This is a genomic window from Streptomyces sp. NPDC050423 (assembly GCF_040655445.1).
GTDB lineage: Bacteria > Actinomycetota > Actinomycetes > Streptomycetales > Streptomycetaceae > Streptomyces.
Genome location: NZ_JBFAJY010000008.1, coordinates 131,895 through 147,247 on the forward strand (window position 1 = coordinate 131,895; position 15,353 = coordinate 147,247).

Consider the following 15,353-nt stretch of genomic DNA (forward strand, 5'->3'; position numbering starts at 1 on the left):
GGCTCCGTCGCGGGTGTGGGGTCAGACGCCCAGGACGGCTTTCGCCGTCAGGAAGTAGATGACCAGGCCGGTGGCGTCGACGAGGGTGGTGACCATGGGGGCGGAGACGACCGCCGGGTCGATCCGCAGCCGCTTGGCCAGCAGCGGCATGGCGCCGCCGATCGTTGCCGCCCACCCGCAGATGATGACCAGCGTGATGCCGACCACCAGGGCGATCTTCGCGCTGACGAACACCGTGCCCACCACCAGGCCGAGCAGGGCCAGCAGCGAGCCCAGGACCAGGCCCACCCGGCATTCACGCCAGATCACCTTCATCAGGTCCGAGCTGCGGACCTCGCCGACCGCGAGAGCGCGTACGCACGCGGTGGCGGCCTGGGCGCCGGCGTTGCCACCCGCGCCGATGAGCATGGGGATGAACAGGGCGAGGGAGGCGACCTGCTCCAGAGTGGCCTCGAACGCCTGGGTCACGCCGACCGTGAGAGTCGCCGCGACCAGCAACAGACTCAGCCACAGCGCCCGGTAGCGGGCGAGCTGCCACACGGAGGCGGCCATGTAGTGACCGGCCCACGGGGCGGCACCGGCCTGCCGGGCGATGTCCTCGGTGTCGGCGGCCTCGATGACCTCCACGGCGTCGTCGATGGTGAACAGTCCGACGAGCCGGTCCTCGCTGTCGACGACGGGCAGGTTCAGGTCATTGGTCTCCCGCATCAGACGGGCCGCGGACTCGGCGGAGCCCGTGGCGTACGCGGAGGCCGGTTCGGTCACGACCAGTTCGGAGATCATCGTGTCCGGCGCGTTGAGCACCAGCTCGCGCAGTTCCACGATCCCGGTCAGCCGCCGCCCGGAGTCCACCACGGGCAGTGTGTAGACCGTCTCCGCGTCCGCGCCCTTCGCCCGTACGGTCCGCAGCGCCCGCTCGACGGTCAGGTCCTGCGGCAGCGCGACCATCTCGGGAGTCATGTAGCGACCGACGGAGCCCTCCGGGTAGCCGAGCAGCGCGGAGGTCATCCTGCGTTCGTTGGGGCTCAGCCCGCCCAGCACCCGCTTGACGACCTTCGCAGGGGCTTCTCCCAGCATCCTGGCCCGGTTGTCCGGTTCCATGCCCTCGATGAGATCCAGGAAGGAGCGGTCCCGCAGCCCTTCCAGGATCGGCTGCTGGTCGACCGGCTCCAGCTCCTCGAAAACCTCCAGCGCCCGGTCCTTGCGCAGCAGGCGGAACGCCAGCCCGGCGTCGACCGCGTCCATACGCGCCAGCTCATCGGCGATCACATGCGGCGGGTACCTCTCCAGCCACTCCTGGGCGGCACCCAGCCGCTGGTCCTTCACGATGTCCCGCAAGGGCTCGGCCGACTCCGCGCTCGGCTCTTGGGGCAGGTTCGAGTGCGACATCGCAGGTCCTTAGGCACAACGGTGGATCAGAACATCGGCACGTACCGCACCAGCACCAACCGATATCCCGCTCATACCGACTCGGGACGGCTGCACTGCGCGGCGTACGGACTTGGAGGCTCGCTGCTCATCGCAGCGAATACCGATGGGGCGGCGGCTCTCCGCGAGCGACCACCCCATCGTGTGATGCGAAGCCGCTACGCGGCCAGCTTCGCCAGTGCCGCGTCCACCCGGGCCAGGGTCTTCTCGCGGCCCAGGATCTCCAGGGACTCGAAGAGGGGCAGGCCGATCGTGCGACCGGTGACGGCGACGCGGACCGGGGCCTGGGCCTTGCCGAGCTTCAGGCCGTGCTCCTCACCGGCGGCGAGGATGGCCGCCTTCAGGGCGTCCGCGTTCCACTCGGCGTCGGCCAGCTTGGCGCGGGCCGTCACGAGCAGGGCGTCGGAGCCCTCCTTCATCGCCTTGGCCCAGGACGCCTCGTCGGTCGCGGGCTCGTCGAGGAAGAGGAAGTCGACGTTGGCCGTGATCTCCGAGAGGACCGTGACACGGGTCTGGGCGTGCGGGGCGATCGCCGCGAACAGGTCCGCGTCGAAGGCCTCCGGGGCCCAGGGGGCGAACGGGGCGCGCAGCCAGGGGCCGCAGGCCTCGGTGAAGGTCTTCACATCGAGCCGGCGCACGTGCTCGGCGTTGACGTGCTCGCACTTCTTGAGGTCGAAGCGGGCCGGGTTGGCGTTGACGTCCACGATGTCGAACGCGGCGACCATCTCGTCCATGTCGAAGATGTCGCGGTCCTCGGCGATCGACCAGCCGAGCAGCGAGAGGTAGTTGAGCAGCCCCTCGGGCAGGAAGCCGCGCTCGCGGTAGAGGTTGAGCGAGGCCTGCGGGTCGCGCTTGGAGAGCTTCTTGTTGCCCTCGCCCATGACGTACGGCAGGTGGCCGAACGCGGGGGTCTGCTTGGCGACGCCCAGCTCGATGAGCGCCCGGTACAGGGCGATCTGGCGCGGGGTGGAGGAGAGCAGGTCCTCGCCGCGCAGGACGTGGGTGATCTCCATCAGCGCGTCGTCGACCGGGTTGACCAGGGTGTAGAGCGGGGCGCCGTTGGCACGGACGATGCCGTAGTCCGGCACGTTCTCCGGCTGGACGGTGATGTCGCCGCGGACCAGGTCGGTGAAGGTGATCGCCTCGTCGGGCATCCGGAAGCGGACGATGGACGTGCGCCCCTCGGCCTCGTACGCGGCCTTCTGCCCGTCGCTCAGGTCGCGGCAGTGGCCGTCGTAGCCGGACGGCTTGCCGGCGGCACGGGCGGCGTCACGGCGGGCGTCGAGCTCCTCGGTCGTGCAGTAGCAGGGGTACGCGTGGCCGGCGGCGAGGAGCTTCTCGGCGACGTCCCGGTAGATGTCCATGCGCTGCGACTGCCGGTACGGGGCGTGCGGGCCGCCGACCTCGGGGCCCTCGTCCCAGTCGAGACCGAGCCAGCGCATCGAGTCGAGGAGCTGCTCGTACGACTCCTCGGAGTCGCGCGCCGCGTCGGTGTCCTCGATGCGGAAGACCAGGGTGCCCTGGTGGTGCCGGGCGAAGGCCCAGTTGAAGAGAGCCGTCCTGACCAGGCCCACATGGGGGTTGCCCGTCGGGGAGGGACAGAAACGTACACGGACTGGTGCGTTAGCCACGCTTGATCACCTTGTTGGTGAGAGTGCCGATGCCTTCGATGGTGACGGCGACCTCGTCGCCGACGTGCAGGGGTCCGACCCCCGCGGGGGTGCCGGTGAGGATCACGTCGCCCGGGAGCAGCGTCATCGCTTCCGTGATGTGGACGACCAGGTCCTCGATGGAGCGGATCATCTCGCTCGTCCGGCCCAGCTGGCGTTGCTCGCCGTTGACCGTGGCCTGGATGGTGAGGTCGCCGGGGTCGAGGTCGGTCTCCACCCAGGGGCCGAGCGGGCAGGAGGTGTCGAAGCCCTTGGCCCTGGCCCACTGCTTCTCGCGCTTCTGGGCGTCACGCGCGGTGACGTCGTTGGCGCAGGTGTAGCCGAAGATGACGTCCTTGACCCGCTCGCGCGGCACTTCGCGGCACATCCGGCCGATGACCACGGCCAGCTCGGCCTCGTGGTGCAGGTCGTCGGAGAACGAGGGGTACTCGATGGCGTCGCCGGAGCCGATCACCGAGGTGGTGGGCTTGAAGAAGGCGACGGGGACGTCGGGGACCTCGTTGCCGAGTTCCGCGGCGTGCTCCGCGTAGTTGCGGCCGATGGCCACGATCTTGTTGGGCAGCACGGGCGGCAGCAGCCGGACCTTGTTCAGCGGGACCTTGGTCCCGGAGAGCTCGAACTCGGCGTACGGGATGCCCTTGATGATGTCGAGGACGAGACCATCGGGCCCGTCGCCCTCGACGGCGCCGAAGGCGACATTGCCGTCGATGGAGAACCTGGCGATGCGCACGGGAAGCTGTGGCCCCTCACTTGCTGGCTGACTGAAGACTGACGCTCCAGGCTAGCGCGGGTGAGGGAGGACGCCGCGCGTATTACTCCGCGGCGGCTGTGGTTGCCGCGGGGGCGACCATGAGGATCGTGCGGCGGGGGTTGGCCGTCTGCGTCGGCAGGTCGAGCGCGTGCTCCGGCCGCTCCGGCGTCTGCAGCGCTTCGGCGTCCTCGAGGTGCGCCAGCGTCGTGCGCCGGGGGTTGGCAATGTTGCGGAACATCATCGTCGTCTTCATCTGCCGTTCGGACCCTGTCGGTAGGGGCGCCGCCCGCAGGGGCGCCGGTTGTCGGTTTTGCCATCCCTGTAAAGCGTCAGGCTAAACATCTGATTCCCGCCGAGAGTCCCCAAGAGACGACGATCATCATGTGAGTTTGCTCACCAGGGCCCGGACAATTCGCCCAATACGGGTGGTCGGTTCGACCGGAAGAAACGGACATTGCACCACTGAATCAACCATTCCGCTCCTGATCATGTCGTCTGGGACACCCACCACTCTCACCTGATTCACCCGCAATAGTCCGTTATGGCGGTGAACCGGCTCCACGGCTTGTTACGCCGCCATCACAACGTGTCACCCAGGTCACAGCCCGGTACCCGGCCCTTGTTGGAGATCCTGCACTGTGCTGGAATTCCACGCACCGCCGCAGGTTTCAGGCCAGCGCGCAGGGGGCGCAACGCAGCGCCGAGCCGAGTGGCGGCGGGAAGGGGAAGAACGCCGGTCACTCAAGACCACCATGGGGCGGTACAACGCCCCACGACGCCGACACCGTTCCATCCGTCCATGACGGGGGGAACGCCTGGTCCAGAGGTTGCGACGCTAGTGCAGGGACGTTTCAAGAGGGATGGCAGCGCGGCGGCCGAACAGGAGCCGCGCGGCGGGACCGACCGCGGCTCCTCGCCCCAGCACGCCCAAAACCCCGGACCGGCCGCGGCCGGCGACAACAGCGACCGCGCCAAGCGCTCCGGCGCCGCGGCGAACGGCGGCTCCGATCCGATCACGTCACTCAAGCCGCAGGGCCCGGTCAACACAGGGTCGCGCATAGCTCTCCGCAACTGGCGCATCAGCACGCGTCTCGTCTCCCTGCTGGCCCTCCCCGTGGTCGTGGCGACCACCCTGGGCGGCCTCCGCATCAACGAGTCCATGAACGACATCCAGCAGCTGGAGCACATGCAGCTGCTGACCAGGATGACCAAGCAGGCGACCTCGCTGGCCCAGGCGCTCCAGGAGGAGCGCGACCGGTCGGCGGGCCCGCTGTCCAACGGAGTGCCCGCCACCGACTTCAAGGTCACCGAGCCGCGGAAGAAGACCGACCGCGCGAAGAAGGCGTTCCTCACCGCGACGAACGACATCGGTGACACCGAGGGCGACGAGGCCCTGGAGAGCATCCACTCCAGCGTCCAGCAGATCGCCTCGCAGTTGGGCGGCATCCGCGACATCCGCAAGCAGGCGTTCGCCAAGGACACCCCGAGCCTGCAGACCGTCGACGCCTACAGCCAGCTGATCACCTCGCTGCTGAGCCTCTCGCAGGACATGGCGCAGGCGACCAGCAGCCCCGAGATGATCAAGCGGACCCGTGCCCTGGCGGCCTTCTCCTCCGCCAAGGAGTACGCCTCGGTCCAGCGCGCGATCATCGCCGCGGCGCTGCCGGGTGGCAACGACAAGCAGCCGAGCCTCGATTCGAACGACCGGCAGTTCGGCCTGGCGGCGCTGCGCAAGGAAGACCTGGCGCGTCGCTCATTCGGGTCGATCTACACGACCACCGGCAACAACGCGGACGAGCTGACCGCGACGCTGGACGAGGGCAACCCCGAGATCAAGGCCGCCGACACCTACGCCAAGAAGGTGCTCGACAGCCCGACCAGCATGACCGGGACGGCCCGGCGTTCGTACCTCGACTGGTACGACCAGGACTCCACCAAGATCCAGGCCATGAAGCAGATCGAGGAGACGCTCCTCAGCGACATGGAGGGCAAGGCGCGCGAACTGCGCGACCAGTCCCAGCGCGAAGCGATCATCAGCGGTGCGCTCATCCTGCTGGTGCTCGGCGTATCGCTGGTCGGCGCCTTCGTCGTCGCCCGGTCCATGATCCGCTCGCTGCGCCAGCTCCAGGACACCGCGACGCGCGTCGCCCAGGACCGGCTGCCGGAGCTCGTCAAGCAGCTCTCCGAGGCCGACCCGCAGGACGTCGACACCTCGGTCGAATCGGTCGGTGTGCACTCCCGGGACGAGATCGGCAAGGTCGCCGCGGCCTTCGACGACGTGCACCGCGAGGCCGTCCGGCTCGCCGCCGAGCAGGCCCTCCTCCGAGGCAACGTCAACGCGATGTTCACCAACCTCTCGCGTCGCTCGCAGGGCCTCATCCAGCGTCAGCTCTCGCTCATCTCCGAGCTGGAGTCGCGCGAGGCCGACCCGGACCAGCTGTCCTCGCTCTTCAAGCTCGACCACCTCGCGACCCGTATGCGCCGTAACGGTGAGAACCTCCTCGTCCTCGCGGGCGAGGAGCCGGGCCGCCGGTGGACCCGTCCGGTGCCGCTGGTCGACGTGCTCCGTGCCGCCGCCTCCGAGGTGGAGCAGTACGAGCGCATCGAACTGGCCGCGGTGCCCGCCACCGAGGTCGCGGGACGCGTCGTCAACGACCTCGTGCACCTCCTCGCCGAGCTGCTGGAGAACGCCACGTCGTTCTCCTCGCCGCAGACGAAGGTCCGGGTCACCGGTCACGCGCTGCCCGACGGCCGGGTGCTCGTCGAGATCCACGACACGGGTATCGGGCTCTCCCCCGAGGACCTCGCCGCGATCAACGAGCGGCTCGCCTCGCCGCCCACCGTGGATGTCTCGGTCTCCCGCCGCATGGGTCTGTTCGTGGTCGGCCGGCTGTCCCTGCGTCACGGCATCCGTATCCAGCTGCGGCCCTCCGACTCCGGTGGTACGACCGCGCTGGTCATGCTCCCCGTCGATGTCGCGCACGGCGGCAAGATGCCGGTTCCGAAGCAGGCCCAGGGCCAGCAGTCCGCTCCCGGCGGCCTGCTCGCCGGCGGCGCGCCCTCCGGTGGGCTGCTCGCGGGCGGCAACGCTCCCCGCCCCGGTCTCGACAGCTCACCGTCGGCCCCGGGCGGCCGGCTCCCGGCCGGTCCGGGTGCCAACCGCGGTCAGGTCGGCGCGGGCTCCGGTCCGCGGGCCGCACTGCCCGCCCGGGACACCACCGGCCGGTCCCAGAACCAGCCGGGTCAGCCGGGTCAGCCCGGTCAGAACAGCCAGCAGAACTCCGGCTTCCAGAGCGCCGGGCTGTCCGGCACCGGTCCGCAGGGCCGGCAGCCGCAGGACGGCTCGCGTCAGGGGCCGCCGCGTCAGGGCGGCGGACTCTCCGGCGCCTTCGGTGGCGGTGCCCGGCTGGGCGCCCGCGGCCAGGGCGACGGCGCCGGACGCAGCGACTCGGGCCAGCCCGGCGGGCTGTTCGCCCAGCGGCGGCCGGAGCAGAACAGCCAGGGTGCGGGCAACGGCCCCGGCCGGCAGAACCCGGCGGACCAGGGCGGCTTCCAGCAGCCCGGCGGTCCGGGCGGGAACGGCCGTCAGCTGCCCCCCGTCGGCGGTCCGCGTGCCGAACTGCCCGGTGGCAGCCCGTCCCCGAGCTCTCCGGGCCAGGGATATCCCGGTCCGCAGCGCCCGCAGACCACCAGCTGGGGCTCCGAGGAGCAGTCCGCACCCCAGCAGCGCTCCCCGCTCGACGCCCCCCGCGGTCACGAGGAGCCCGAGTCCACCAGCCAGTTCCAGCGGCCGAACCTGCCGCCGCTCAGCCCGCGTCCGCCGATGGACGACCGGCAGAACCCCGGCGCCACCTCGGAGTTCGCCCGCCCGGACTTCTCGGCGCCCGCTCCGGGTCCGCAGTACGGGGCCGGCGCGCCGCAGACGCCGGACCCGGCGAGCACGGCGCAGTTCGCCCGCCCCGACTTCGGCCGTCCACAGGACCAGGGACAGGGCCAGGGGCAGCCCGCGCCCGTCCGGCGCGACCGCGGCAACGAGGACTTCGGTGCTCCGCGTCCGCCCGTCGCGCCTGAGCCGCAGTACCGGCAGCCCGAGGCGCTGCCGCCGGCCTCCGGGCCCGGCGACGGCCGTACGCCGCTGTACGACACGCTGGAGACGAACTGGTTCCACGGTCCCCAGCAGAACGTCCAGCAGCAGAACAGCCAGCAGCCGCCCGCCGCACCGCAGGCACCGGACTTCCCCCAGCAGTCCACCGACGAGCAGCCCCCCGCTCCGCCCGCACCGCAGCGCGGTACGGGTGACACCAACGGCGTCACGAGCTCCTGGCGCGCCTCGCCGAACGACGAACTCGTCCGGCAGGCGGAGCGGGTGAAGAAGCCCGCAGCCGGCGGAATCACCACGTCCGGTCTGCCCCGCCGGGTACCGCGTGCCAATCTGGTGCCGGGCACCGCCCAGCAGCAGAACCATCAGTCCGGTCCCCAGGTGTCGCGTGCGCCCGATGATGTGCGCGGGCGGCTTACCAATCTCCGCCGGGGCATCCAGCAGGGGCGTCAGGCCAACAACGGCCAGTCGACCGGCAGTTTCCCACTCGGCCCCACTCACCAGCAGGAGCGTTAGTTGAGCCCGATGAGTCAGGCCGCGCAGAATCTGAACTGGTTGATCACCAACTTCGTGGACAACACCCCCGGGGTGTCGCACACGGTGGTGGTCTCCGCAGACGGCCTGCTGCTGGCGATGTCCGAAGGTTTCCCGCGCGACCGCGCCGACCAGCTGGCGGCTGTCGCCTCCGGTCTGACCTCGCTGACCGCGGGTGCCTCCCGGATCTTCGAAGGCGGCGCCGTCAGCCAGACCGTGGTGGAGATGGAACGCGGGTTCCTCTTCCTGATGTCCGTCTCGGACGGTTCCTCACTTGCCGTACTGGCCCATCCGGACGCCGACATCGGTCTGGTCGGGTACGAAATGGCTCTGCTGGTGGACCGGGCGGGCACTGTCCTCACCCCGGACCTCCGTGCCGAGCTCCAGGGCAGCCTGCTCCACTAGGCGGCCGTGAATCGGTGACACAGACGACTACCCCAGGTACCGCAATCAACCCTCGCCCGTCCGGCCGCTTAGATCCCCCCACCGGCCCCTTCAGACGGCACGCCGACACCCTGCTGTCACGCCCGGAGGATTCATGACCCCGCCACCCGCCTCACCCGATCCGTACGGCGCGCTGAACCACGCGTCGTACGAAGGTGAAGGCGACCAGCCGCTGGTTCGTCCGTACGCCATGACCGGCGGACGGACCCGACCGCGCTACCAACTAGCGATAGAGGCGCTGGTCAGCACCACGGCCGACCCCGCGCACCTGGGAACGCTGCTCCCCGAGCACCAGCGGATCTGCCACCTGTGCCGTGAGGTCAAGTCGGTGGCCGAGGTGTCGGCCCTGCTGTCGATGCCGCTCGGCGTGGCCAGGATCCTCGTGGCGGACCTGGCGGAAGCCGGCATGGTGGCCATCCACCAGCCGGGCAACGGAGAGGCCGGCGGCGCGCCGGATGTGACACTGCTCGAAAGGGTACTCAGTGGACTTCGCAAGCTCTAGCGGCGGTGCGGCCCGTGCCACCACCTCGGCGAAGATCGTGGTGGCGGGCGGGTTCGGCGTGGGTAAGACCACGTTTGTCGGTGCCGTTTCGGAGATCAATCCGCTGCGCACCGAGGCCGTGATGACGTCCGCGTCCGCGGGCATCGACGACCTGACACACACCGGAGGCAAGACCACCACTACGGTGGCCATGGACTTCGGACGTATCACCCTGGACCAGGACCTGATCCTGTACCTCTTCGGTACCCCCGGACAGGACCGCTTCTGGTTCATGTGGGACGACCTCGTACGCGGCGCCATCGGCGCCGTCGTGCTGGTGGACACCCGCCGCCTCGCCGACTGCTTCCCCGCCGTCGACTACTTCGAGAACAGCGGACTCCCCTTCGTCATCGCCCTCAACGGCTTCGACGGACACCAGCCCTACACCCCCGACGAGGTGCGCGAAGCGCTCCAGATCGGACCCGACACGCCCATCATCACGACCGACGCCCGGCACCGCGGTGATGCCAAGAGCGGTCTGATCACGCTGGTGGAGCACGCGTTGATGGCGCGGCTCAAGTAGGCACAAGTCGGTATTGCCGTACGGCAGTTAAAGTAGTCACACGGGGGTGGACTGTGTCCTTTGACACGATCCGCCCCCGTGTTCATAACGTTTCGAAAGAGAATTACCTCACGGCCGATACCCGACGCGCACGAGCGGTACCGCTGTGCTCACATGAGCCCCGCCTTTTGGCGGGGCTCGTTCTTTATGCCCGTTTTATCTGAGGCCTGTACCACTCGGAATGGCCTATTCCGACTGTTTGGAACGCGACCGTTCCCCGTGCTGCAATTCGACGAACCCCCGAGTAGTACGGCCCTGAACAAAACACGGCACAGCGTAGGTGCCGACGCCGAGAGGTTGTTGGTCGAGTGAGGCGTAACAACGAGGGCTCCACAGCGCTGCCGGAGCGGGGCAACTTCACCCCGCCGCGCGCCGCGGCGTCGTCCGCCGACGTGTCCGGAGGGACGCCGGCCGGTGGCAGCACCAGCCGGATGTCCCCGCGCAACTGGCGGGTGCCCACCCGGCTGAACGCGATCCTCCTGATCCCCGTACTGGTCGGCCTGGTCATGGGCGGCTTCCAGGTGAAGGGGTCGATCGACACCTGGCAGGAGGCCCGGGACGCCGAGAAGACCGCGCTGATCGTGCGCGCGGCCTCCGAGTACGGCCAGGCGCTGCTGAACGAGCGCGACCTCTCCGCCCAGCCCCTGCTGTCCAACAAGCGCGACGCGGCGGTCGTCACCCAGGTACGGGCCACCACCGACGCGGCCGCGGAGAAGTTCGACACGGCCGTGAAGGACATGCCCGCCAAGCAGGGCCTGGAGCGGCGCCTCAAGCTGTTCAGGCTGGAGGAGCCCACCCTTCCCGACCTGCGCAAGGCCGCCTACGCCGAGGCCATGGACCCGGTGAAGACCGAAGAGGGCTACGTCCAGGTGCAGCACTCCCTCATGGAGTTCTGCAACGAGCTCGGCCTCGGCACGGGCAACATCACCAGTTACGGCCGTACCGTCTACGCAATCGAGCTGGCCAAGGCTGCAGAATCGCTTCAGCGCTCCATCGGCATGCATTTGCTGGTGCGGCCCAGCCAGGTGGGCGGCAAGTTCAACGACCAGGTCAAGGCCTTCGGCTCGTACAACTACCTGGAGCAGATCGCCCTCGGTGAATTCGTCTCCGGCGGTACGGATGCGGACGCGGCCCGGCTGAAGAAGGTCATGGCCGGCAAGGCGGCCGAGGGTGCGGCCAAGGTCAAGACCGCCAAGGAGCAGGCCGACGCGGCGGGTGTGCCGTTCGTGACGCCGCCCACCGTCGACGGCTCGGTCTTCGACGGGATGGCCCAGCAGCTCGCACTGGGCAGGAGCCCCGCCCAGCTCAAGGCGAAGGGGATCACCCCCGAGACCTGGATGGCCGCGGCCACCGCGAAGTTCGACGGGTACACCACCGTCGAGGAAGAGCTCGTCGACAAGGCCGTGACCGAGGCGGCGAGCATCTCGTCCGGCGCCAGGACCGACGCCGTCGTCAACGCCGCGATCGTGCTCGTCGCCCTGCTGGCCGCCTTCGTCCTGGCCGGCCTCATGGCCCGCCAGATGAGCCGCTCGATGCTCCGGCTGCGCAACGCCGCCTTCGGCATCGCCGAGCAGCGGCTGCCCTCGCTGGTCGACCAGCTGTCCCGGGCCGACCCGGGCCGGGTGGACACCCGCGTCCAGCCGATCCCGATCAACAGCCAGGACGAGATCGGCGAGGTCGCCCGCGCCTTCGACCAGGTGCACCGCGAGGCGGTGCGGCTGGCGGCCGAGCAGGCCATGCTGCGGGGCAACGTCAACGCGATCTTCACCAACCTGTCGCGCCGCAACCAGTCGCTCATCGAGGGCCAGCTGACCCTCATCACCGACCTGGAGAACAACGAGGCCGACCCGGACCAGCTGGAGAGCCTCTTCCGGCTGGACCACCTCGCGACCCGGATGCGCCGCAACGGCGAGAACCTCCTGGTGCTCGCCGGTGAGGAGCCCGGCCGCCGCTGGAACCAGCCGGTGCCGCTGGTGGACGTGCTCAGGGCCGCCTCCTCGGAGGTGGAGTCCTATCAGCGCATCGAGCTCTCGGGCGTGCCGGAGACGGAGATCCACGGCCAGTCCGTCACCGACCTCGTGCACCTGCTGGCCGAGCTGCTGGAGAACGCCACGACGTTCTCCTCGCCACAGACCAAGGTGCGGGTCACCGCGACCCGGCTGCCCGACAGCCGCGTGATGATCGAGATCCACGACAAGGGCATCGGCCTCACCGCCGAGGACTTCGCCGACATCAACCACAAGCTGGCCAACCCGCCGACGGTGGACGCCGCGGTCTCCCAGCGCATGGGCCTGTTCGTGGTCGGCCGGCTCGCCGACCGGCACGGCATCCGGGTCCAGCTGCGCCCCTCGGGCGAGCAGGCCGGAACCACCTCGCTGGTCATGCTGCCGGACGCGATCACCCACGGTGGCGGCGGCGAAGGCGCCCCCGCGCAGGACGACTTCACGGTCTCCTCGATCATTCCGCAGCAGCAGGCCCTCGACGCGACGCTGCCGCCGACGCAGCCTCCGATGCTCACGGCGGCGGAGCTCGGTTTCGACGACTCGCGCTACGGGGAGCCGTCGCAGGAGTCCGCGCAGCTCGACCCGGTGGGCCGCTCGCTGATGCGGGGGGAGCGCCGCGCGGCGCTGGAGACGCCGGCCGGCGACGAGAACCCGCCATTCCCGCGGCAGGAGTCGCAGGAGCAGTACGCGCAGGCCCCGTACAGCGAGGCCCCCTACAACGCGGACCAGCACACCGCGGACCAGTACGCCCGGGAACCGCAGCAGGACGGGCAGCAGGAGCCGCAGTACGGACAGGCCGCGTACGAGGGCGGCTACGACCCGTTCCGCGGTGACGCCGGCTACGCCCAGCAGCCCGGCCACAACGGGGAGAACGGCTATCCGGAGTCGGCGTACGCGGCCCCCGAGACACCTCAGCAGGCCTACGACGGGCAGTACAACGCCCAGCCCCAGCAGGAGGAGTGGCCAGCTCAGAGCGCATACCAGGGTGGGTACGAACCCTTGGCGCAGGCCGAGCCGGAATCTGTCGGGAGCGCGCCCGCCGCGTCGCAGGAGCGCGTAGGCTTCGAGAGTTCGGGCCCCGTCCCGAACTCCGGTCACGAGATCACCGAGGCCGGTCTGCCACGCCGGGGCGGCCAGCAGCACTGGCAGCCCACCGGACGTGGGAACGGCCGGCCCGCCGCAGCGCAGGAGCAGCCGCAGGAACCGCCGCAGCAGCCGTCGCCCGCGCAGCAGGAAGCGGACGGAACGGACGACTGGCGCTCGGCGAACGACGAGCGCTGGGAGCGGGCCGAGAAGCTCCGGGACCCGAAGGCGGGCGGGGTCACCCCGTCCGGTCTTCCCCGGCGCGTGCCCAAGGCCAATCTGATCGAGGGCACGGCCGAGCAGACCCAGCAGGGCGGCCCCCAGGTCTCCCGCGCCCCGGAGGACGTGCGTGGCAGGTTGAGCAACCTGCGACGGGGCGTCCTGCGGGGACGTAACGCGGGTTCGGACAGCAGTAATACCTACAACCAGGAGCGTTAGTGTGAGCCCGATGAGCCAGGCGGCGCAGAATCTGAACTGGTTGATCACCAACTTCGTGGACAACACCCCCGGGGTGTCGCACACGGTGGTGGTCTCCGCAGACGGCCTGCTGCTGGCGATGTCCGAAGGTTTCCCGCGCGACCGCGCCGACCAGCTGGCGGCTGTCGCCTCCGGCCTTACCTCGCTGACCGCGGGTGCCTCCCGGATCTTCGAAGGCGGCGCCGTGAATCAGACAGTTGTGGAGATGGAGCGAGGATTCCTCTTCATCATGTCCGTCTCCGACGGATCTTCCCTGGCCGTTCTTGCACACCCGGATGCCGATATCGGTCTGGTTGGGTACGAAATGGCGCTTCTGGTCGATCGCGCCGGTGGTGTCCTCACCCCGGACCTCCGCGCCGAACTTCAGGGAAGTCTTCTTAACTAGTAGACAGACAGTGCGTTTCGCGTCACCGCGCCATAAGGTGCGGTGGCGCGGACCCACTGGGACCGGGACCGGCAGGCGGAGGAGGAATCGTGGGTACACCCCCAGGCGGACACCAGTTCAACGGTGGTCAGCAGGTACCGGGTGAGCACAGGGGCGATGGCTTCGACTTCCCCTCCTCGTCCGGCAGAGAAGGCGGGCAGCGGCGTTTCCAGCCGTTCCGACAGCCCCGGCGTGCTCAGGGCTCGGACGACTGGCCGCAGCAGGACACGCGGGGCTCGGACGACTGGCCGCAGAACACGCAGGGTTCGCAGTGGCCTCAGCAGCCTCAGCAGCCCGAGCGGCCGCAGCGCCCGCACCGGTACGACTCCCCGCAGCCGCCGCCCCGCATTCAGCCGGTGGAGCCGCAGTGGGCCCCCGAGCCGGCTGCTCCCACCGCGCACAATCCGCTGGTTCGTCCGTACGCCATGACAGGTGGACGGACCCGACCGCGCTACCAACTCGCCATTGAGGCGTTGGTCAGTACGACGGCTGATCCGTCCCGGTTGCAAGGGCAGTTGCCCGAGCACCAGCGGATCTGCCGGCTGTGCATCGAGATCAAGTCGGTGGCCGAGATCTCGGCCCTGCTCTCGATCCCTCTCGGCGTTGCCCGGATCCTCGTAGCCGACCTGGCAGAGGCCGGACTCGTCGCTATCCACCAGCCCGGCGGCGAAGAGTCCGCCGGCGGCCAGCCAGATGTGACACTGCTCGAAAGGGTGCTCAGTGGACTTCGCAAGCTCTAGCGGCGGAGCGGCCCGCTCCACTACCTCGGCGAAGATCGTGGTGGCAGGGGGCTTCGGCGTGGGTAAGACCACGTTTGTCGGTGCCGTTTCGGAGATCAATCCGCTGCGCACCGAAGCCGTGATGACGTCCGCATCCGCGGGCATCGACGACCTGACACACACCGGGGACAAGACCACCACTACGGTGGCCATGGACTTCGGACGTATCACCCTGGACCAGGACCTGATCCTGTACCTCTTCGGTACCCCCGGACAGGACCGCTTCTGGTTCATGTGGGACGACCTCGTACGCGGCGCCATCGGCGCCGTCGTGCTGGTGGACACCCGCCGCCTCGCCGACTGCTTCCCCGCCGTCGACTACTTCGAGAACAGCGGACTCCCCTTCGTCATCGCCCTCAACGGCTTCGACGGACACCAGCCCTACACCCCCGACGAGGTGCGCGAAGCGCTCCAGATCGGACCCGACACGCCGATTCTGGTCACGGACGCGCGGCATCGGGCAGATGCGAAGAGCGCGTTGATCACTTTGGTGGAGCACGCGTTGATGGCGCGCCTGCGGTAGGGGCGCCCCGGATGTACGTGAGGCCCCGCACTCCT

Annotated in this window: 12 protein-coding genes; 8 read left to right on the forward strand and 4 right to left on the reverse strand. The window is 69.5% G+C overall.

The features are described 5' to 3' along the window. Window positions 1–21 precede the first annotated feature (21 nt). From mgtE to AB0I52_RS09015, 4 genes are all read right to left on the reverse strand, one after another. Entirely contained in the window at window positions 22–1,389 is a 1,368-nt protein-coding gene (gene mgtE, locus AB0I52_RS09000; RefSeq protein WP_363070376.1) for a magnesium transporter, read from the reverse strand. Between the two features lie 197 nt (window positions 1,390–1,586). Continuing rightward, the gene (gltX, locus tag AB0I52_RS09005) at window positions 1,587–3,059 is read right to left on the reverse strand and encodes a glutamate--tRNA ligase (RefSeq protein ID WP_363070378.1); all 1,473 of its coding nucleotides are present in this window, start codon (window positions 3,057–3,059) and stop codon (window positions 1,587–1,589) included. After that, on the reverse strand, window positions 3,052–3,828 hold the full coding sequence (locus AB0I52_RS09010) for a fumarylacetoacetate hydrolase family protein (RefSeq protein ID WP_363070379.1): 777 nt from the start codon (window positions 3,826–3,828) through the stop codon (window positions 3,052–3,054). Before AB0I52_RS09010 ends, gltX begins: the two co-directional genes overlap by 8 nt. Window positions 3,829–3,910: 82 nt before the next feature. Beyond that, window positions 3,911–4,102 (reverse strand): hypothetical protein, encoded by a 192-nt coding sequence (locus tag AB0I52_RS09015; protein ID WP_363070381.1) that lies wholly within the window; start codon window positions 4,100–4,102, stop codon window positions 3,911–3,913. A gap of 585 nt (window positions 4,103–4,687) precedes the next feature. Between AB0I52_RS09015 and AB0I52_RS09020 the strand changes: the two genes are divergently transcribed. From AB0I52_RS09020 to AB0I52_RS09055, 8 genes are all read left to right on the forward strand, one after another. Then, window positions 4,688–8,464 carry a nitrate- and nitrite sensing domain-containing protein gene (locus AB0I52_RS09020; RefSeq protein WP_363070383.1) on the forward strand — a complete coding sequence of 1,259 codons (3,777 nt, stop codon included), beginning with the start codon at window positions 4,688–4,690 and terminating at the stop codon, window positions 8,462–8,464. Window positions 8,465–8,473: 9 nt separating this feature from the next. Further along, window positions 8,474–8,887 carry a roadblock/LC7 domain-containing protein gene (locus tag AB0I52_RS09025; RefSeq protein WP_024495006.1) on the forward strand — a complete coding sequence of 138 codons (414 nt, stop codon included), beginning with the start codon at window positions 8,474–8,476 and terminating at the stop codon, window positions 8,885–8,887. Window positions 8,888–9,020: 133 nt separating this feature from the next. Next, window positions 9,021–9,428: a DUF742 domain-containing protein gene (locus AB0I52_RS09030; RefSeq protein ID WP_073738726.1), complete on the forward strand. Its 408-nt coding sequence runs from the start codon at window positions 9,021–9,023 to the stop codon at window positions 9,426–9,428. Next, complete coding sequence (locus AB0I52_RS09035) at window positions 9,409–9,990, forward strand: ATP/GTP-binding protein (RefSeq protein ID WP_073738725.1); 582 nt, start codon at window positions 9,409–9,411, stop codon at window positions 9,988–9,990. The genes AB0I52_RS09030 and AB0I52_RS09035 overlap by 20 nt, the downstream gene beginning before the upstream one ends. A 347-nt stretch (window positions 9,991–10,337) precedes the next feature. Next, a complete protein-coding gene (locus tag AB0I52_RS09040) occupies window positions 10,338–13,553 on the forward strand; it encodes a nitrate- and nitrite sensing domain-containing protein (RefSeq protein WP_363070385.1) in 3,216 nt (1,071 codons plus the stop codon). Window positions 13,554–13,563: 10 nt separating this feature from the next. Next, complete coding sequence (locus AB0I52_RS09045) at window positions 13,564–13,977, forward strand: roadblock/LC7 domain-containing protein (protein WP_037779127.1); 414 nt, start codon at window positions 13,564–13,566, stop codon at window positions 13,975–13,977. Between the two features lie 89 nt (window positions 13,978–14,066). After that, a complete protein-coding gene (locus AB0I52_RS09050) occupies window positions 14,067–14,756 on the forward strand; it encodes a DUF742 domain-containing protein (protein WP_363070387.1) in 690 nt (229 codons plus the stop codon). Next, a complete protein-coding gene (locus AB0I52_RS09055; protein WP_123461870.1) occupies window positions 14,737–15,318 on the forward strand; it encodes an ATP/GTP-binding protein in 582 nt (193 codons plus the stop codon). The genes AB0I52_RS09050 and AB0I52_RS09055 overlap by 20 nt, the downstream gene beginning before the upstream one ends. The last annotated feature ends 35 nt before the right edge of the window (window positions 15,319–15,353 follow it).

Bases quoted from the DNA above. Each gene is read 5' to 3' on its own strand.
- AB0I52_RS09045 (WP_037779127.1), top strand. From the start codon at position 13,564: ATGAGCCAGGCGGCGCAGAATCTGAACTGGTTGATCACCAACTTCGTG.
- AB0I52_RS09025 (WP_024495006.1), top strand. From the start codon at position 8,474: ATGAGTCAGGCCGCGCAGAATCTGAACTGGTTGATCACCAACTTCGTG.
- AB0I52_RS09015 (WP_363070381.1), bottom strand. From the start codon at position 4,102: ATGAAGACGACGATGATGTTCCGCAACATTGCCAACCCCCGGCGCACG.
- AB0I52_RS09030 (WP_073738726.1), top strand. From the start codon at position 9,021: ATGACCCCGCCACCCGCCTCACCCGATCCGTACGGCGCGCTGAACCAC.
- mgtE (WP_363070376.1), bottom strand. From the start codon at position 1,389: ATGTCGCACTCGAACCTGCCCCAAGAGCCGAGCGCGGAGTCGGCCGAG.